Raw genomic sequence first — 17,343 nt, forward strand, 5'->3', positions numbered from 1 at the left:
AGTTCATCTGGGTCCCGCGAAAGGTGCCACCGAGGCCGAGCGGGGCTAGCCGATTGGCTCAAAGTTGCTGGGTGTTTTGGTACGTGCGGCCGAGGTCGGGGTACCGTTGAGTGTGACGCCGACTTCCGCGGCCGCGCTCACTTAAGGGTTATCGCATATAACGGTTAATTTTGACCGTTTTTCGCACAAACTGCCCATTGGGTCACAAATGTCAAGCAAAATATGCATCCTGTGATATAAAAGTTGTTATGACTCAAATGGCTGCAGCAACAGTTGGCGTATTGGTGCGCGATGCCCGCACCGAAAAAGGCTGGACCCAAGGTGAATTGGCGTCCCAATTGGGCACCAGCCAAAGTGCTGTCGCCAGGATGGAACAAGGCAAACAAAACCTGAGTCTGCGGATGATCCAGCGGATGGAAGCACTGTTGGAGGCCAACCTCTTCAGCGTGGGAGCCACCACCAAGAACGCTGTCACGCACCTGCGTGTGCACGGGGAGCGCCAACTTTCCGGAAGCGTCCAGGTCAACACCAGCAAGAATGCCGGCGTTGCCCTGCTCTGCGCCAGCTTGCTGAACCGCGGCACCACCACCTTGCGTCGCCTGGCCCGCATTGAAGAGGTCAACCGCATTGTTGAACTGTTGACATCCATTGGTGTTGAGTGCACCTGGATGGAAGACAACGACCTTCAGATTCGCCGGCCCGCCGTGTTGGACCTTGCCTCCATGGACATCGCTGCAGCCAAGCGCACCCGCAGCGTCATCATGTTGCTGGGCCCCCTCCTTGATGAGCAGGAATCCTACCGGATTCCCTACGCCGGCGGCTGTGACCTGGGCACACGCACAGTGGAACCGCACATGCAGGCACTGCGCGAATTTGGCCTCACAGTCATAGCCCATGACGGTTTCTACCAGGTCCACGCCCCTGTGAGTGATGCCCTGGACAGGACCTTTGTGCTGACGGAACGTGGCGACACGGTCACCGAAAACGCCATTATGGCCGCCGCGCACCGCGAAGGCAAAACAATCATTCGCAACGCCAGCCCCAACTACATGGTGCAGGACCTTTGCTTCTACCTGCAGGGCCTGGGCGTCACGGTGGAAGGTGTTGGCTCAACAACACTGACCATCACCGGCAAGTCCCGCATTGACGTGGGTATTGAATACGCGCCGTCCGAGGACCCCATCGAGGCCATGAGCCTGATTACGGCCGGCATCGTCACCAAGTCTGAAGTCACCGTGACACGGGTTCCCATTGAGTTCATGGAAATTGAACTGAAGGTGTTGGAGCAAATGGGCTTCAAGTACCTCAAGTCCGCCGAGTACGTGGCCCGCAACGGCAAGACCCGCCTGGTGGACATCACCACGCTGCCGTCCGAGTTGAAGGCGGCGCCGGACAAGATCCACCCCATGCCCTTCCCGGGCCTGAACATTGACAACTTGCCGTTCTTCGCCGTGATTGCCTCCTGCGCGGAGGGCACTACGCTCATCCACGACTGGGTGTATGAGGGCCGGGCCATCTACCTGACGGAACTCAACCGCCTCGGTGCCGGCGTTCGCCTGCTGGACCCGCACCGAATCGACATCACCGGCCCCACGGCCTGGCGTGCAGCGGAAATTGGCTGCCCCCCGGCACTGCGCCCGGCCGCCTGCATCCTCCTGGCAATGCTCGCCGCCAAGGGCACCTCCGAGCTGCGCAACATTTACGTGATTGAGCGCGGCTACGAGGACCTGGCCGAACGCCTCAACACCATTGGCGCGGAGATCGAGTACTTCCAAGACTAGAAACGCCGGACTTTCGGGCCGCCGCGCCCGTCCCCGCATGTCGCGCCCGTCCGAACGGGCGCGAAAACGGGAGACGGGCGCGGCCACAGTTTTTTAACGCACGACGGTGGTTCCGCTAGGCTCAGCAACATGTTTCCTTGGACTAAACGCGATGCCGCAGCACCCCTTCCGCCCGCCGCCATCCCGCGGGACGGCGGAATCCCGTGGCAGGGTGCTGGGTTGACGGCCACCGAGGTGGACCTGCCGCGCGGGCGCAAAGGCGCCAAGCTGATGCACTGCGTGCAGCTGACCACGAGCGACCTCACCGTGACCATGCTTCACGCGGAAATCCTCGAACTGCTCGACGGGCGGATCAGCATGGTCGATCCGATGGGGGCCAGCCCGGATGTCTTCCTGTGCAACGCGGTGGGGGTTGATGCTGCGGCGACGGCCGGTAGGGCCTCCGAGGCCGGAAAATGGATGGCAGTATTTCCCGCGGACGCGCTGGCGCTGATGGTTGTCCCCGTGAGCGAACCGCCGGCCGCCGTCATGTCCGGATCCGACGTGGCCAGCTTCTCCGCATGGGCGCGCAAGCTCGCTAAATAGCGGACAACGCCTGCGCCAGATCAGCCTTCAAGTCTTCCACATCCTCCAGACCCACTGACAAGCGCAGGAAGCCGTTGCGCAGGCCAATGGCCGCACGGGCCTCCGCGCCCATGGCGCGGTGGGTTGTTGTGGCAGGGTGGGTGATCAGGGATTTGGCGTCGCCCAAATTATTGGAAATGTCAATGATTTGCAGGGCATTGAGCAGGGCAAACGCTGCATCCTTGGTGGTTCCGGTGCCCGGCTGCGCCAGTTCAAACGTCAGCACCGTGCCGCCGGCCTTCATCTGCTTCTTAGCCAGCTCGTACTGTGGGTGGGACGGCAGATGCGGGTACAGCACGAGACTAACTTGTGGCTGGGCCTCAAGGAACTCGCCCAGGGCCAGGGCGTTGTTGCACGAATGCGTGACGCGCAGGTTCATGGTTTCCAAGCCCTTGGTCAGGACCCACGCGTTGAACGCCGACAAGGCGGGGCCCGTGTGCCGCATCAAGTTCTTGACGGGACCGTCAATGAACTCCTTGCTGCCCAGGATGGCGCCGCCCAGAACACGCCCCTGACCGTCAATGTGCTTGGTGCCGGAGTACACAATGATGTCCGCACCAAAATCGCCACATCGCTGCAGCAGGGGGGTGGCAAACACGTTGTCGGCCACCACCTGCGCGCCCGCGGCATGGGCCAGGTCGCACACCGCCTGTATGTCAATGATTTCCTGCATGGGGTTCGACGGGGACTCAAAGAACACGGCAGTGGTCGGCACCGAAAGGGCCTCGCGCCACTGATCCAGATCCGGTCCGTCCACGAACACCGTTTCCACGCCCCACCGCGGCAGCAACTCGTTCAAGATGACAAAGCAGGAGCCAAAGAGTGATCGTGAGGCAACCACCCTGTCCCCGGCCGCCAGCAAGGCACCCAAGGCCGTGAAAACGGCGGACATGCCCGAGGCCGTGGCAAAGCAGGCCTCCTTGCCCTCGAGCAGGCGCAGGCGTTCCTGGAAGGTTGCCACGGACGGGTTGCCGTAGCGGGAGTACACGAACCGGTCCGCCTCGCCGGTGAAGGCCTGTTCGGCGGCCTCAGCCGATTCGTACACGAACCCTGAATTCAGGAACAAGGCCTCGGAGGTTTCGGAGAAATTGCTGCGGTCAAGCCCGCCGCGCACGGCCTGGGTGTCCTGCGCCCAGGTGGCGGCGTGCTCGTTAAAGTTACTCAATGACTTACCCTATTTCGCTGGTGGTGCGGTCCTGACTGACTGACTGACTGACTGACTTACGGCGGCGGCGCGGGGCGCTGCGTTGCTAGCGCCAGGGCAGGCTGCGGTTCTTCCAGCCGTTGATGACCCGCTCGCCGTAGCTGTCCGGCTCACCCTCAAAGCCCTCCAGGACGTTATAGGCCGTGTACCCGGCAGCCGTGGCGGCGTGGGCCGCGGCGATGGAACGGGCGCCGGAGCGGCACAACACCACCAGCGGCTTTTCCGTGGGCACTGCCGCCAATAGCTGCGCCAGAAAGTCAGGGTTGTTGTGTCCGCTGGCCAGGTTCCATTGGATGAAGACAGGCTCAGTGTTCAGTGCCGAGGTGTCTGGAACGCCAATGTGCGCCCATTCTCCCTCGGTGCGCACATCAAGGAGTACCGCGCCTGCTGCCAGGTGTTCCCAAGCCGTGGCCGGGGCAAGGTCTCCTGCGTAGCTCATGCGATGCCCTCGCCGTCGAACTCCAGCTCAGCATCGAGCTCATCCACGGCCGTGGCAACTGCTGCGTCACTGACGGCAATGGCCTGTGGGAGGATCAATGCTTGGGCACAGATGACGCTGGTCCCGTTGAAGGTTACGGCCGGTCCTCCGTGGAGCACGTAGCCTTCGGCCAGAGCTTCTGAAATGCGCTCACAAAAAGACTTGTCATCGGGGCCGGTGATGAGCCGGTAGGCCAGGGGGGATTCGTCCGCGGACATGTGTTCTCCTCATTGCAAGAAAGCGCTAAATCTGCAAGCGGGAGACTGCGCTTAACGAGGGTTGGCTGATAAGCACGCAATAAGACGTTCACGCTTGCAAACCTGTGGCTTGGGTAGCTGGGTTTGCCAAGTATTCACCTGAGGCACCCCGCCGGAAAGAGGGTTGCCGGCCAGCGAGTCAGGGCTTGACGCTGGCACTCATTACTTACTTGAAAAAATAGCACATGAGCCGTGCAGCGGGCCCAAGAATGTGTCAGTGTGGCTCAACATGACGGGCGCGTTGCAACACGGCAACCCCGCCAAGTGGCAAGATAAACGCATGACCTTGACCCGCGCCTTTGCCGCAGTCCGTTTCCTGTTCGGTGCCGTAACGCTTATTGCCGTGGGAACCCAACTGGGTATTCACATCAGCAATGGCTTCCCAGTGCTGAACTTCTTCAGCTACTTCACCAATCTTGGCAACATTTTTGCTGCGGTGGTGCTGTTGGTGGAGTCGGTGCTGACGTGGCGTGGCAAGGAGCTGGGGCCGCTGTGGCAGGTTTTGCGCTGCGTTTCAGTGGTTGCCATGGCGCTGGTGGGTATGGTGTTCAGCGCGTTGTTGCGTGATGTGGACCTTGGCTCGCTGCTCCCGTGGATCAACACCTGGCTGCACTACGTTATGCCGGTGGTAGTGGTGGCAGACTGGCTCATCCAGTCCCCCCGCAAGCCCCTTTCGCTGCGCAGCCTCTGGATCGCCGTGTTTTTCCCCTTGGCCTATTTGGCCTACTCGCTGGTCCGCGGTGCCATCACCGGCTGGTATGCCTACCCGTTCCTGAATCCGGCCAACGGCGGCTACGGCGCCGTGGCCATCACCTGCCTGTTCATTGCCGTGGCGTTCATAGCGACGACTATTGTGTTGATCCTGTTGGCCAACAAGTTCCGTCCACTGGTGCCTGTTCAGTGGGAGTCAGACAGCGTAGCCGCCTAACCGCATAGTCTCCTACAGTGTTGTGGCCAACAGTGCGCTGAGTTCGGCGCTGAGCTGCGCCCGGTTGGCCGCCGTGCCGATCTCCACACCGTCAATGGTGTTCACGGGGGCCAGCAGCCGCAAGCTGGAAATGAGCCAGACGGCGTCAGCGTCCAGCAAGTCCGCCGGGGTGACGGGGCCGTAGCCCAGTTCCCAACCAGCCTCCTTGGCCGCTGCAAAGAGCGCTCCCTGAGTGGTGCCGGGCAAAATTCCGGTATCCAGATGGGGTGTGATGAGCCGCTTCACCGGGACACCTGAATCATCCGAGATATGTGCCAACAGAACTGACGACGTGGGTCCCTCCAGCACCAGCTGGTCACCACTGGTGAAGATCACGTCATCGGCCCCCTGGCTGTGGGCGTGGCGCAGGGCGGCCATGTTCACCGCGTAGGAAAGGGTTTTCGCGCCTAAAAGCAGCCACGGCGCCCGTGCGGCAATGTCGCTGTCATAGCCGCGCTCCAACAAGATCACCGACAGTCCGGCGTCGCGCTGCTTGGCCAAGGCCGGTGAGACGGCTGAGACCTGCACCCAGGCGGTGGGGGTGTTGCCGCCTTCGGGGCCGCGGGTGGCAATCAACTTCACCACTGCCTGCCCCTCGGCAGCCGAGCCGCCGGCGTAAGCCGTGAGCGCCGTCGTAATGGCTGCCAGCCAAACCTCCGCCGCCGGAATCGCCAGATCCATGGTCAGTGCCGAACCCGCCAGCCGGTCAAGGTGGGCCTGGACTTTGCGGGGGACACCATTGATGGCGAGCAGGGATTCAAAAATCCCGTCCCCCCGCGTCACGCCTTGATCCGTAGCCAAAATGGTGGGGGATGAGGCGTCGGCCAGCCGGCCAGCGGGGTGAACGGGATCCAGAAATACCAAAACTGTCATGCAGTAGAGCTTAGCTGGCCTGCAGGATCGCCTTGCCAAAGGTGAATGCGCGGACCAGGCCAACAATGCCCAGGATGATCAGCATGATGGCGCTCACGAGCAGCAGCCACTGCGCGGTCCAGACCGGAACAACCAGCACCACAATGCCCGCAAGAACGCTCAGAATACCAAAGACAATGGCCCAGGTGCGGGTGGATCCCCTGCCGGCTTCGGCGATGGCCACAATGCCTTCAATGATCCAGCCGATGCCCATGAAGATGACCGTGAACAGCAGGAGAGCTTCGCCGCTGGCCGCTGAATTGCGCAGGATAATGACGCCTGCAACCAGAACTAGCAGGCCCAGAACCACATCCAGGATGCGCAAGCCGGTGGAGAGGCCGTGGCTGAAAATACCCAACGCCACCCTCACACCGCCGGCAATGAGGAAGTTGATACCCAGGAAGATGGCAATAACGGCCAGGGTTTTAGTGGGCCAGAACAGCAGGACAATGCCCAGGATCAATGCCACAGCGCCGCTGATGGCAAAGGCCATGCGCAGGCCCTTGACGGCTTGTTGCGTTAGTTTGAGTGGGTCGAGGGCAAAAATGTCGACGGAGACTTCAGGCTGGCTGGAGTTGCTCATAGTTGAACTTCTTTCTGCAAAGTTTCAAAACGCGGATGGAAAATTACGCCCAGCATAGCCTCAGCAGGTTACCCGACGGGTCAGGAACTGCCCAGACACGAACTACCGTTAGGCTATTGTCACTTGGCTTAGGAACGAGCTTACGAAATCTGGGAGGCCCGCATGATCTGGACGGCGTTTAGTCTGCCAACAGTGAGTCCTTGGGTTTCCGCGCTGCTTTTGTTGGTGGATTTGGCCATCCGTATTGTGGTGCTTGGCGTTATTCCCGGCAACCGGCGCCCCACAACTGCCATGGCATGGCTGCTATGTATTTTCTTCCTGCCCTATATTGGCTTGATCCTGTTCCTCATGTTCGGCAACTTCAGGCTCTCACGACGCCGGCGGGAGACCCAGGACGCCGTCAACCTGCGGATTCTGGAAGGAACCGCGGACATTGCGGCCCAGGTTCCCGAATATGAGGGCCCTGCGTGGGTGAAATCCGTCATGGAACTGAACCGCAACTTGGGTTACTTCCCGGTGTTGGGGGGCAACTCCGTTGAGCTGATTGAGGGGTACCAGGAGTCTCTGGATGCCATGGCTGATGAGGTCAGCCGGGCCACGGACTATGTTAACGCAGAGTTTTACATCATGAGCTCGGATGACTGCACCGACAGGCTCTTTAGGGAGCTCGAGGCGGCGGCGGAGCGTGGTGTGCGTGTCCGCGTGCTCTTTGACCATATTGGCTCCTTGCGGGTGCCCGGCTACGGGGACATGATTAAGCGCCTGAAGGCCAGCTCGATCCAGTGGCGGCGCATGCTGCCGCTCCTGCCCGTCAAGGGCCAATGGCGCCGACCGGATCTGCGCAACCACCGAAAAATTCTTGTGGTGGATGGGCGCGTTGGCTTCACCGGCTCCCAAAACGTTATTGAGCCGTCCTACCGGAACAAGAAAAACCACAAGATTGGACGCAAGTGGGTGGAGCTCATGTCCCGTCTGGAGGGACCCATCGTGGGCACCCTGAACATCATGTTCGCCACCGACTGGTCATCCGAGACCGAGGAAAACCTTGAGTCGCAGCTGGCCACCCACCATTGGGAATCCTTTTCCGGCGGTTCTCTGTGTCAGGTGGTGCCCAGTGGTCCGGGGTTCGTCACCGAGAACAACTTGCGCCTGTTCAACACCCTGCTGTACTCGGCCAAGGACTGCATCACCATTTCCAGCCCCTACTTTGTGCCCGACGATTCACTGCTCTACGCCATCACCACGGCCGCCCAGCGCGGGGTGCTGGTGGAACTGTTCGTCTCCGAGCAGGGCGACCAGTTCCTGGTTCACCACGCCCAACGCTCCTACTATGAGGCGCTGCTGAAGGCTGGTGTGCGGATCTACCTGTACCCCAAGCCGTTGGTGTTGCACGCCAAGCACTTCACCGTGGACTCCGACGTTGCCGTCATTGGCTCCTCCAACATGGACATGCGCAGCTTCTCCCTCAACCTTGAAGTCACCGTCATGATGATTGACCGCGAGGTGGTCCAGCAGATGCACACCGTGGAAGACCACTACCGGGCCGTCTCGCGTGAGCTGAACTTGGAGGAATGGGTCAACCGGCCCGTTTTGGCCCGCTACGTGGACAACGTGGCACGCCTGACCGCCACCCTCCAGTAACGCGTCTTACGCGGCAGCGGAGCCGGCATTTTTTGTAGGCGACGTAGAGGAGACCCGCAGGCCGCCCGCGGCCGAGGAGTCGGATAGTCGCCGGAAAATGGCGGGCCGTCGCCGGTTACGCCGGGAACTCTGAGCCCAGGGTGGACAGGACGCCGAAGGCTTTGGCTTGGATCTCCTGCCATTCGGCCTCGTCGTCTGAGTCGGCCGTGATGGCGCCGCCGACCCCCAGCGTAAAGTGCGTGCCGCCGTCGTGCGTATCTGTGAGGACCAGCGTGCGGATCACCACTGAGAGGTCCATGGCGGCATTGAGGGAGAAGTAGCCCAACGCGCCGGAGTAAATGCCACGCGGCCCGGCCTCAAGCGAGTCGAGAATGGCCATGGTGCTGATTTTTGGCGCACCCGTCATGGACCCGGCCGGGAAGGCGGCGGCCACGGCAGCAGCACGCGAACTGCCCGGGATCAGCTGCGCCTCAATGGTGCTGACCATTTGATGCACCGTGGCGTAACTTTCAATGGCGCACAGGCGCGGCACCATCAAGGTGTGCGGCAGGGCAAAGCGGGAGAGATCGTTGCGTAACAGGTCAACAATCATCACGTTCTCCGCCCTGTCCTTGAGGGAGGTGGCCAAATCCGCCTTGAGGGCAGCATCCACGGCAGGGTCCAGGTCGCGGCGCCGCGTGCCCTTGATGGGTTCGGCGCGCATCAGTCCGGCGGCGTCAAAACGCAAGAAGCGTTCCGGTGAGGTGCTGCAAACACTGATCGAGTCCAAACGCATGAACGCCGCAAAGGGGGCTGGGCTGCGCGTGCGCAGGGCCGTGTAGGCCGCCCAGGCATCCACTTTCTCGGGCGTGTGCGCTGTCAATTGCGTGGTCAGGCAAACCTCGTAGGAATTGCCGTCGTGGATTTGCGCCTTGGCCGCGGCGATCATGTCCTTGTAGCGGCGCTCGCCGTCACGGGCCACGAAGCGGGGCGCGGTGGTGGGAGTGGGTGCTACCCCGGCGGTCCCATGCTGTGGGGAGGGAGCGGTGGTCCGCACCGCATGGCGAACCAATGCCACGTAGTTGGCGGCTTCCTCGGTGGACGCTGGGTGGTGGGCTGCCGTCAGGGTCAAAACGTAGAGGCACTTTTCTTCATGGTCAAGCACCACTGCCCGGCCGGCAAACAGCAATGCGGCAGTGGGCAGGTCTGCGGCGTTTCCGGCCCGCGGTGTCGTGTCCGTTCCGCCTGTTTCGGCCTTGAGCTCGTAACCCAAATAGCCCAGCCACCCCAGGGTGAAATCGCCGGGGTAGTGCTGGGGTGCGCGGACTGCCTTGCGGCCCCAGACGGAGTCCAGCCAGTGGAAGAAGGTGCCGCGAATGCGGGTGGTCACCTGCCCGCAGCTAACTGTTGTCAGGCCCTGGTGGTAACGGGCCAGCTGGCCAAAACAGCCGGAGTCATCGGCCATGATGGAAAACCGGGCCCGGTTGGGTTGCGCTGCCGAAATGCCACCGCTTTCCGCGATGGAGCTGTCCAGCCAGACGGCGTTGGTGGAACTCCCGTACAGGGCCTGGAACAGATCTGCGCCGGTCGGCAGCGCATCGATGCGCACGGCCGAAAAATCCAAGCCCCGGCGGCGTGCCAGTTCCGGGCTCAGGACATGTTCCAAGGCAGGCAACTGGGTCAGTGCGTCAAGGACAAATTCCGGGGCGCGGGCCACGCCGTGGGTGCCGTCCACCACCACGTCGGCCCTCGCAGCGCTGCCAGACTCGCTGAGTAGGAGTTCCTCCTGGGCGGCCCAACTATCCCAAAAAGGTGCGTACGTCTCGCCGTCACGGGCCAGGGCCCGCTGCTTGCGGACATGGCTGGGAGCATCCACCCAAATCACGGCATCCAGGAATTTCCCGGCCCGGCCCAGTGAAGATCCCACACCCTCCACAAGCACCACGTGGGCAAGCTCGGTGGTGCGGGTAGCGCCGCTATTCTTAGCTTCCCAATCCCATGCCGTCCACGTGGCCGGGGAGCCCTGGCTCAGGGGGGCCAGCACCTGGTCAATGTAGCGTTCAACCCCGCCGGCCAGGCCATCCCAGCCGGGGTAAATATCTTCCAGATGAAACAGGGAGACCGTGCGGTGACGGCGCAGCATGGCCGCCAATTCCACCGCGACAGTGGTCTTTCCGGCACCGGAGCGGCCGTCGACGGCGATGATGACGGGCCGTTGCGTGGGCCCACCGTCGCGAGGGGCCCGCTGCGAGCTTGCGAGCGGTGGGAGCGGCTGGGTGGGCCCACCGTCGCGAGGGGCCCGCTGCGAGCTTGCGAGCGGTGGGAGCGGCTGGGGACTAGCCACGGTCTGTGCCCTGTGCTGCGCCGTTGGCGGTGACGTAGGCCAGGATGCCTGGGACGGCTGCCGAAATCAAGGCCCAACTGACTTCAAAATCATGGTCGTCGCCGAACCAGGGATCATAGATGCCTTGCGCCTGACTGCCCACATGGGCCACGGCAGGGTCGAAGGAGCGCAGCATGCGCACCTTCGCGGCGGCCTCGGGGGTGGGGGCAAGGGCCAGGAGCGCATCAAAGTGGTCGGTGTCCAGGGCCAGGATCAGCTCGCGTTCAGCAAACCAGGCGGTGTTGAAGTGGCGTGCAGTGTGGGCTGTGGTCGGGATGCCGTGGCGGCTGAGCACATCCGCGGCACGGGAGTCCAGGGGATTGCCGATCTCCCATTGCGTGGTGCCTGCCGAGTCGACCTCAACATCGAGTCCAGCATCCCTGGCGGCGTTCGCCAATATGAATTCGGCCATGGGTGAGCGGCAGATGTTGCCGGTGCAGACGGTGATGATCCGGTAGGGCTTGGTCATTGGATAAGTCTATCGACGCCGCAGGCCGCAGCGCGGACCCAAGGTGTTGGGCCTGAGGCCTACACCAGTGCCAACAAGATGCCCACAACAATGAACAAGATGCCAAAGATCCGGTTGAGAATCAGCTGCCCGCGCTCGCTGGTGGTCAAGTGCTTGAGCTGTTTGGCGCCCGCGGCAAAGATGAACCACATGACGATGATGTCGATGACCACCACGGTTGCCGTCAGGATCACGTACTGCGGCAGCAATGGTTCATTGGGCCGAATGAACTGGGGCATGAACGCCAGGAAGAAAACAATCGCCTTCGGATTAAGCAGGTTCACCCACAGCCCGCGGCGGAACATGGAGAAACCGGACTCCACCACGGCGGGGGAGTTGGCGTCGTCAGTCTTTTCAGCCTTGGCCAGCAACTTCCGGATACCTAGATAGACCAGATAGGCGGCGCCCACATAGCGGATCATCATGAACAGGAACGGCGAGCTTGATACCAGGATGCCCACACCTGCCGCCACGATGACCACATGAATGACCAGCGCCAGCTGCTGGCCCAAAATGCCCCAAAAGGAGCGCCGGAAGCCGGAGGTCAGCGCGTTGGACATGGTGTTGATGGCGCCCGCGCCGGGAGTCAGGCTGATCATGGCGCCGGCGCCGGCAAGGGCCAGCCACAAAGAAAATTCCACCCGCCAAGCTTACGTGGCCGGGCGCGCGTTTCATTGCGCCGCCCACGTGGCAGACGCCGGGCCCCCATGACCGTACTTTGTCCGCTTGCAGGTGGTTGCGCAACGGCCTGCATGCGGACAAAGTGCGGTCATGCTCATCGGGAGCTGAGCCCAGTCAGGCCCGGGCGATGATTTCCCCGTTGGGCATCACAAACCAGCCGTCCTCCGCGGCGCCCCAGGCCCGCCAGCCGGCCGCGATCCGGGCCAACGTTGCGGAGTCGCCAAAGCCGTAGGCCACAACTTGTTCGGCAAAGGCTGAACCCACCACCCTGTCCGCCCAGACTCCTGCCAACCATGCGCGCTGCTCCGGCGTTGCGTAGAGCCAGTTGGCGCTCGACGGCGTCACCTCCGTGAAGCCTGCAGCCTTAGCCCAGTGCAGCAGCCGCCGGCCAGCGTCCGGTTGGGCCTGATTGTGCCTGGCCACCTGCTGATACAGGGCCATCCACTCATCGAGTTCGGGAAGCTCCGGGTACCAGGACATGCCGTGGAAGTCCGCGTCGCGCACAGCCACAATGCCGCCGGGCTTTGTCACCCGGCGCATCTCCCTCAGTGCCTCCACCGGGTCTGTCAGGTGCTGCAACACCTGATGGGCGTGCGTCACGTCAAAGGTGTTGTCCGGGAAATCGAGGTTGTACACATCGCCTGTGTCAAAGCTGAGATTGCGCAGGTGCCGTTCGCTGGCCAGCGCCGTGGCAGCGGCAACCACTTCGGGGGCCCGATCGAGACCAAGTACCTCGCCCGGAGCCACCAAAAGGGCAAAATCGGCCGTGATGGTGCCGGGCCCCGAGCCCACATCCAGCACGCGGAGCCCATGGCTCAGGTGCGGTATTAAGTATGCTGCGGAATTGTCAGCTGTCCGTGACGCATGGGAACGCAGCACGCTCTCATGGTGTCCGTGGGTGTAAACATCGCCTTGATCGTTGCTGGATTGCTCACTCATACAGGGGAGCGTACGCCCGCAACGCCGCTGCGGCCAGAGGTTTCCACATTGTGGGGTTCCGCGCCGCCCAAGGCGCCAGCCCCATGAGGTGGCGTGCGGCACAAAACCCGGCCATCCGGCGTCGTGCCGTTCGCCCAAAGTGAAAGTTGAGTCAAGTACGCTCAACTTGGCTTGACATCCAAACGAGCCTGAGTAAAGTTGAGTGCAGAACGCTCAAACCCGCTGCTTGGGCGAACCTTTCACCACTCTCGGTGGCCGGACTTGTTAACGCAGCGGCTCATGAAAGGAACCACTTATGTCACGTGCTGTAGGTATTGACCTCGGAACCACCAACTCTGTTGTATCCGTCCTGGAAGGCGGCGAGCCCACGGTTATCGCCAACGCCGAAGGCGGCCGCACCACCCCCTCAGTAGTTGCCTTCTCCAAGAGCGGCGAAGTCCTGGTTGGCGAAATCGCCAAGCGCCAGGCCGTCAACAACATTGACCGCACCATTGCTTCCGTCAAGCGCCACATGGGCACCGACTGGAACGTCGACATTGACGGCAAGAAGTACACGGCGCAGGAAATTTCCGCCCGCATCCTGATGAAGCTCAAGAACGACGCCGAATCCTACTTGGGTGAAAAGGTTACCGACGCTGTTATCACCGTCCCTGCCTACTTCAACGACGCCGAGCGCCAGGCCACGAAGGAAGCCGGCGAAATTGCCGGCTTGAAGGTGCTGCGCATTGTCAACGAGCCCACGGCTGCTGCCTTGGCTTACGGCCTGGAAAAGGGCAAGGAAGACGAGCTCATCCTGGTATTCGACCTCGGTGGCGGAACGTTTGACGTTTCCCTGCTTGAAGTTGGCAAGGATGAAGACAACTTCTCCACCATTCAGGTTCGCTCCACCGCCGGTGACAACCGCCTCGGCGGCGACGACTGGGACCAGCGCGTTGTTGACTACCTGCTGAACCAGCTCAAGGTCAAGGGAATCGACCTGTCCAAGGACAAAATCGCCCTGCAGCGCCTGAAGGAAGCTGCTGAGCAGGCCAAGAAGGAACTCTCCTCGGCCTCCAGCACCAGCGTCTCACTCCAGTACCTCTCCGTCACCCCCGACGGCCCGGTTCACTTGGACGAGCAGCTGACCCGCGCCAAGTTCCAGGAGCTCACAGCTGACCTGCTGGACCGCACCAAGAAGCCGTTCAACGACGTCATCAAGGAAGCCGGCATCAAGGTTTCTGACATTGACCACATCGTTCTTGTTGGTGGATCCACCCGCATGCCCGCCGTCTCCGAACTGGTCAAGCAGCTCGCCGGCGGTCAGGAGCCCAACAAGGGCGTCAACCCGGATGAGGTTGTGGCCGTTGGTGCCGCACTGCAGGCTGGCGTTTTGAAGGGCGAGCGCAAGGACGTTCTGCTCATCGATGTCACCCCGCTGTCCCTGGGCATTGAAACCAAGGGTGGTGTCATGACGCACCTGATCGAGCGCAACACGGCCATCCCCACGAAGCGTAGCGAGACCTTCACCACCGCTGATGACAACCAGCCGTCAGTGGCCATCCAGGTCTTCCAGGGCGAGCGTCAGTTCACCCGCGACAACAAGCCGCTGGGCACGTTCGAGCTGACAGGCATTGCGCCTGCTCCTCGCGGCGTCCCGCAGGTTGAGGTCACCTTCGACATCGATGCCAACGGCATTGTGCACGTTTCCGCCAAGGACAAGGGCACAGGTGTTGAGCAGTCCATGACTATCACCGGTGGTTCCTCGCTCTCCAAGGAAGACATCGAGCGCATGGTTCGCGATGCTGAAGAGCACGCTTCCGAGGACAAGGCCCGCCGTGAGGCAGCAGATCTGCGCAACAGCGCCGAGCAGCTGCACTACTCGGTGGACAAGGTTTTGGCCGACAACGATGACAAGCTGCCCGAGGACGTCAAGACCGAGGTCAAGGCTGATGTCACCGAGTTGAAGACGGCACTGGCCGGCGACGACGACGATGCTGTGAAGGCTGCGTTCGAGAAGCTGCAGGCTTCACAGTCCAAGTTGGGCGAGGCTATCTACGCTGCCTCCGCCGCTGAGGGTGCACCGGCCGACGCCGGAGCTTCCGAAGGTGCTGCATCGGACGGTGCCGCTGACGAGGACATCGTTGACGCCGAGATCATCGACGAAGACGCAGACGAGAAGAAGTAACCATGGCTGACTCAGTAAACCCCGAAGAGGTCCCGGAGAACGACCCCGTGGTCAATCCCGCCGGTTCCGCCGACGGTGATGCACTGTCCCAGGCAGAAGACATCCTCAACGGTGTTGAGGTTCCCGCCGAGGACGCCGTGGCCCAGGGTGCAGCTGCCGACGATGCTGCCGAGTTGAAGAATGACCTTCTTCGACTGCAGGCCGAGTACGTCAACTACCGCAAGCGCGTTGAGCGTGACCGGGCAGTTGCCGGACAGATGGCAGTCATCGGTGTGCTGAACTCGCTGCTTCCTGTCCTTGATGGCATTGATGCAGGGCGAGCCCACGGCGACATCGTAGACGGCCCGTTTGCTGCGATTGCCAGCAAGCTGGAGGCAGCCTTGGCCACGTACGGTTTGGAAAAGATTGACGCCACAGGCGTTCCTTTCGACCCGACAGTGCACGAGGCGCTCATTCAGCAGCCTTCAGCTGAGGTTGAGATCGACACCGTCAGCCAGGTGCTGCGCAACGGTTACAAGTCCGGCGAGCGTATCCTGCGCGCCGCCCAGGTGATCGTGGCAGTACCGGAGTAACAACTGATTCAATCCCTTGGTGGGGCTGTTCGAGACACAAAGTCCCGATCAGCCCCACCATCGGCACAGCACCACCCCACAAACTTTTAGAAAGGAGGCGTCTTGGCAAGTCAGGACTGGGCAGAAAAGGACTTCTACAAAATTCTCGGTGTGGCCAAAGATGCATCGGACGCCGACATCAAGAAGGCATACCGGAAGTTGGCGCGGAAGTACCATCCGGACACCAACTCCGGCGACCCCACTGCGGAGAAGACTTTCAAGGACGTCTCCGAAGCGTATTCGGTGCTCTCCAGCAAGGAAGATCGCGAGCAGTACGACGCCATCCGGGCCATGGGCGGAGGCGCCCGTTTCAGTGCAGGCGGAGCCGGCCAGGGCGGCGGGAACGCAGGCTTTGAAGATGTGTTCGGCGACCTTTTTGGTGGCGGACGCGGCGGACGTGCACCGCGCGGCGGTTCACAAGGCTTTAATGGCTCCGGCCTTCCGCCGGAATTCGCGGACCTCTTCGGTGGCGGCGGTGGAGGCTTTGGCGGATACCAGCCCCCGCCTCCCAGCAAGGGTGCGGACCGTACGGCGTCGACCTCCATATCCTTTGGCGGTTCCATCAACGGCACCAAGATTGCCCTGCGCGAACCCAACGGCGAGGTCATTGACGTCCGGATTCCTGCTGGCATCAAGGACGGCCAGAAGGTCCGCGTCAAGGGCAAGGGCCAGCCGGGCGCTGCGGGACCGGGCGACTTGATGGTGAGCGTCAACGTCAAACCGCACGACTTCTTTGTCCGCGATGGCAACAACATCCGCATCCACGTCCCCGTGACGTTCCCCGAAGCGGCGTTGGGTGCAGACATCAGCGTGCCAACTTTGACCGGGGACACAGTCCGGGTTCGCGTTCCAGCCGGAACCCCCTCCGGGCGGACCTTGCGCGTCAAGGGCGCCGGCGTGAAAACGTCCAAGGGCGACGGCGATCTGCTCGTCACCATTGACGTGGCCGTGCCGCAGAAACTCAACAAGGAAGCCGAAGAGGCTGTTCGCGCGTATGCGGCGGCAACGGCCGACGGCGACCCCCGGGCCGCGTTGAAAGACAAAGCCAGACTGTAGCAACAACCCCCGCTTGGGCCCAACCACGTCGCTAGGAAGGAGATCACCATGAATGTTGACCCGTACGCGCCCATCTTTGTGATCTCCGTGGCGGCGGAGTTGGCGGAGATGCACCCGCAAACATTGCGCCAATACGACCGTTTGGGCATTGTGATGCCGACCCGCGCCCCTGGCAGGGCGCGGCGTTATTCTCAGCATGATGTGGATATGCTCCGTGAGGTGCAACGGCTCTCTCAGGCCGGTGTATCCCTTGAGGGCATTCGCCGGATCATGCAGCTGGAAAACCAGGTGGAGTTGCTGCGGTCCCAGGTGCTTGACCTCAGCGAGCAGCTGGAAACTGTCACAGCGGCGCTGAAATCGGGCCCGCTTCGGGCCAACAGCCGCGTTTTTGCTGCCGGCCTGACCGGCGATGACATTGTTGCCCTGGCCCGCGGCCAGCGTCCACGCCCCCGCAGCCAGGCCATGGTGGTATGGCGCCCGCAGCGCTAACAGTTGCAAATACAAACTGACCCGCAGTAGTGGTCGAAAAACGTCGAGAAATCGCGTTTTTTCGACCACTACTGCGGGTCAGTTGT

Annotated in this window: 17 protein-coding genes and 1 riboswitch; of the genes, 8 read left to right on the forward strand and 9 right to left on the reverse strand. The window is 62.0% G+C overall.

Annotated features, from left to right (window positions below):
- Positions 1–248: 248 nt before the first annotated feature.
- Together CVS28_RS00350 and CVS28_RS00355 are read left to right on the forward strand one after the other, a co-directional pair.
- Entirely contained in the window at positions 249–1,781 is a 1,533-nt protein-coding gene (locus tag CVS28_RS00350) for a UDP-N-acetylglucosamine 1-carboxyvinyltransferase (RefSeq protein ID WP_103480280.1), read from the forward strand.
- A 129-nt stretch (positions 1,782–1,910) separates the two neighbouring features.
- Positions 1,911–2,366, forward strand: a complete 456-nt coding sequence (locus tag CVS28_RS00355) for a hypothetical protein (RefSeq protein WP_103480281.1) — start codon at positions 1,911–1,913, stop codon at positions 2,364–2,366.
- On the opposite strand, the gene CVS28_RS00360 is transcribed toward CVS28_RS00355, so the two are convergent.
- From CVS28_RS00360 to CVS28_RS00370, 3 genes are all read right to left on the reverse strand, one after another.
- Positions 2,359–3,570: an O-succinylhomoserine sulfhydrylase gene (locus CVS28_RS00360; protein ID WP_103463759.1), complete on the reverse strand. Its 1,212-nt coding sequence runs from the start codon at positions 3,568–3,570 to the stop codon at positions 2,359–2,361. The two genes, CVS28_RS00355 and CVS28_RS00360, sit on opposite strands and share 8 nt — an antisense overlap.
- Positions 3,571–3,655: 85 nt before the next feature.
- Positions 3,656–4,048, reverse strand: a complete 393-nt coding sequence (locus CVS28_RS00365; RefSeq protein WP_103480282.1) for a rhodanese-like domain-containing protein — start codon at positions 4,046–4,048, stop codon at positions 3,656–3,658.
- Positions 4,045–4,305, reverse strand: coding sequence for a DUF1737 domain-containing protein (locus CVS28_RS00370; RefSeq protein ID WP_103480283.1), 261 nt, complete (start codon positions 4,303–4,305; stop codon positions 4,045–4,047). The genes CVS28_RS00365 and CVS28_RS00370 overlap by 4 nt, the downstream gene beginning before the upstream one ends.
- Before the next feature lie 85 nt (positions 4,306–4,390).
- Positions 4,391–4,511, reverse strand: a riboswitch (SAM riboswitch).
- 113 nt (positions 4,512–4,624) lie between these two features.
- Between CVS28_RS00370 and CVS28_RS00375 the strand changes: the two genes are divergently transcribed.
- Complete coding sequence (locus tag CVS28_RS00375) at positions 4,625–5,272, forward strand: Pr6Pr family membrane protein (RefSeq protein WP_133159017.1); 648 nt, start codon at positions 4,625–4,627, stop codon at positions 5,270–5,272.
- Positions 5,273–5,284: 12 nt separating this feature from the next.
- Here the strand turns inward: CVS28_RS00375 and CVS28_RS00380 are convergent, their stop codons facing one another.
- Positions 5,285–6,184, reverse strand: coding sequence for an aminodeoxychorismate lyase (locus tag CVS28_RS00380; RefSeq protein ID WP_103480284.1), 900 nt, complete (start codon positions 6,182–6,184; stop codon positions 5,285–5,287).
- 10 nt (positions 6,185–6,194) lie between these two features.
- Complete coding sequence (locus CVS28_RS00385; protein ID WP_103480285.1) at positions 6,195–6,806, reverse strand: HdeD family acid-resistance protein; 612 nt, start codon at positions 6,804–6,806, stop codon at positions 6,195–6,197.
- Positions 6,807–6,968: 162 nt separating this feature from the next.
- Between CVS28_RS00385 and cls the strand changes: the two genes are divergently transcribed.
- The gene (gene cls / locus CVS28_RS00390) at positions 6,969–8,447 is read left to right on the forward strand and encodes a cardiolipin synthase (RefSeq protein WP_103480286.1); all 1,479 of its coding nucleotides are present in this window, start codon (positions 6,969–6,971) and stop codon (positions 8,445–8,447) included.
- Between the two features lie 115 nt (positions 8,448–8,562).
- On the opposite strand, the gene CVS28_RS00395 is transcribed toward cls, so the two are convergent.
- The 4 genes from CVS28_RS00395 to CVS28_RS00410 all read right to left on the reverse strand — a co-directional run bounded on the left by CVS28_RS00395 (position 8,563) and on the right by CVS28_RS00410 (position 12,937).
- A complete protein-coding gene (locus tag CVS28_RS00395) occupies positions 8,563–10,632 on the reverse strand; it encodes a chorismate-binding protein (RefSeq protein ID WP_243399638.1) in 2,070 nt (689 codons plus the stop codon).
- Between the two features lie 130 nt (positions 10,633–10,762).
- The gene (locus CVS28_RS00400) at positions 10,763–11,278 is read right to left on the reverse strand and encodes a low molecular weight protein-tyrosine-phosphatase (protein WP_103480287.1); all 516 of its coding nucleotides are present in this window, start codon (positions 11,276–11,278) and stop codon (positions 10,763–10,765) included.
- Positions 11,279–11,337: 59 nt separating this feature from the next.
- The gene (locus CVS28_RS00405) at positions 11,338–11,958 is read right to left on the reverse strand and encodes a LysE family transporter (RefSeq protein ID WP_103480288.1); all 621 of its coding nucleotides are present in this window, start codon (positions 11,956–11,958) and stop codon (positions 11,338–11,340) included.
- A gap of 154 nt (positions 11,959–12,112) precedes the next feature.
- Positions 12,113–12,937 (reverse strand): methyltransferase domain-containing protein, encoded by an 825-nt coding sequence (locus CVS28_RS00410; RefSeq protein ID WP_103463768.1) that lies wholly within the window; start codon positions 12,935–12,937, stop codon positions 12,113–12,115.
- Between the two features lie 295 nt (positions 12,938–13,232).
- Here CVS28_RS00410 and dnaK point away from each other — a divergent pair, with 295 nt between their 5' ends.
- The 4 genes from dnaK to CVS28_RS00430 all read left to right on the forward strand — a co-directional run bounded on the left by dnaK (position 13,233) and on the right by CVS28_RS00430 (position 17,257).
- Positions 13,233–15,101: a molecular chaperone DnaK gene (dnaK, locus tag CVS28_RS00415; RefSeq protein ID WP_103463769.1), complete on the forward strand. Its 1,869-nt coding sequence runs from the start codon at positions 13,233–13,235 to the stop codon at positions 15,099–15,101.
- A 2-nt stretch (positions 15,102–15,103) separates the two neighbouring features.
- The gene (locus CVS28_RS00420) at positions 15,104–15,673 is read left to right on the forward strand and encodes a nucleotide exchange factor GrpE (RefSeq protein ID WP_103480289.1); all 570 of its coding nucleotides are present in this window, start codon (positions 15,104–15,106) and stop codon (positions 15,671–15,673) included.
- 102 nt (positions 15,674–15,775) lie between these two features.
- Positions 15,776–16,768 (forward strand): DnaJ C-terminal domain-containing protein, encoded by a 993-nt coding sequence (locus CVS28_RS00425; protein ID WP_103463771.1) that lies wholly within the window; start codon positions 15,776–15,778, stop codon positions 16,766–16,768.
- A gap of 48 nt (positions 16,769–16,816) precedes the next feature.
- Entirely contained in the window at positions 16,817–17,257 is a 441-nt protein-coding gene (locus CVS28_RS00430; protein ID WP_103463772.1) for a heat shock protein transcriptional repressor HspR, read from the forward strand.
- Positions 17,258–17,343 lie beyond the last annotated feature (86 nt).

The organism is Arthrobacter glacialis (assembly GCF_002909415.1).
Lineage (GTDB): Bacteria > Actinomycetota > Actinomycetes > Actinomycetales > Micrococcaceae > Specibacter > Specibacter glacialis.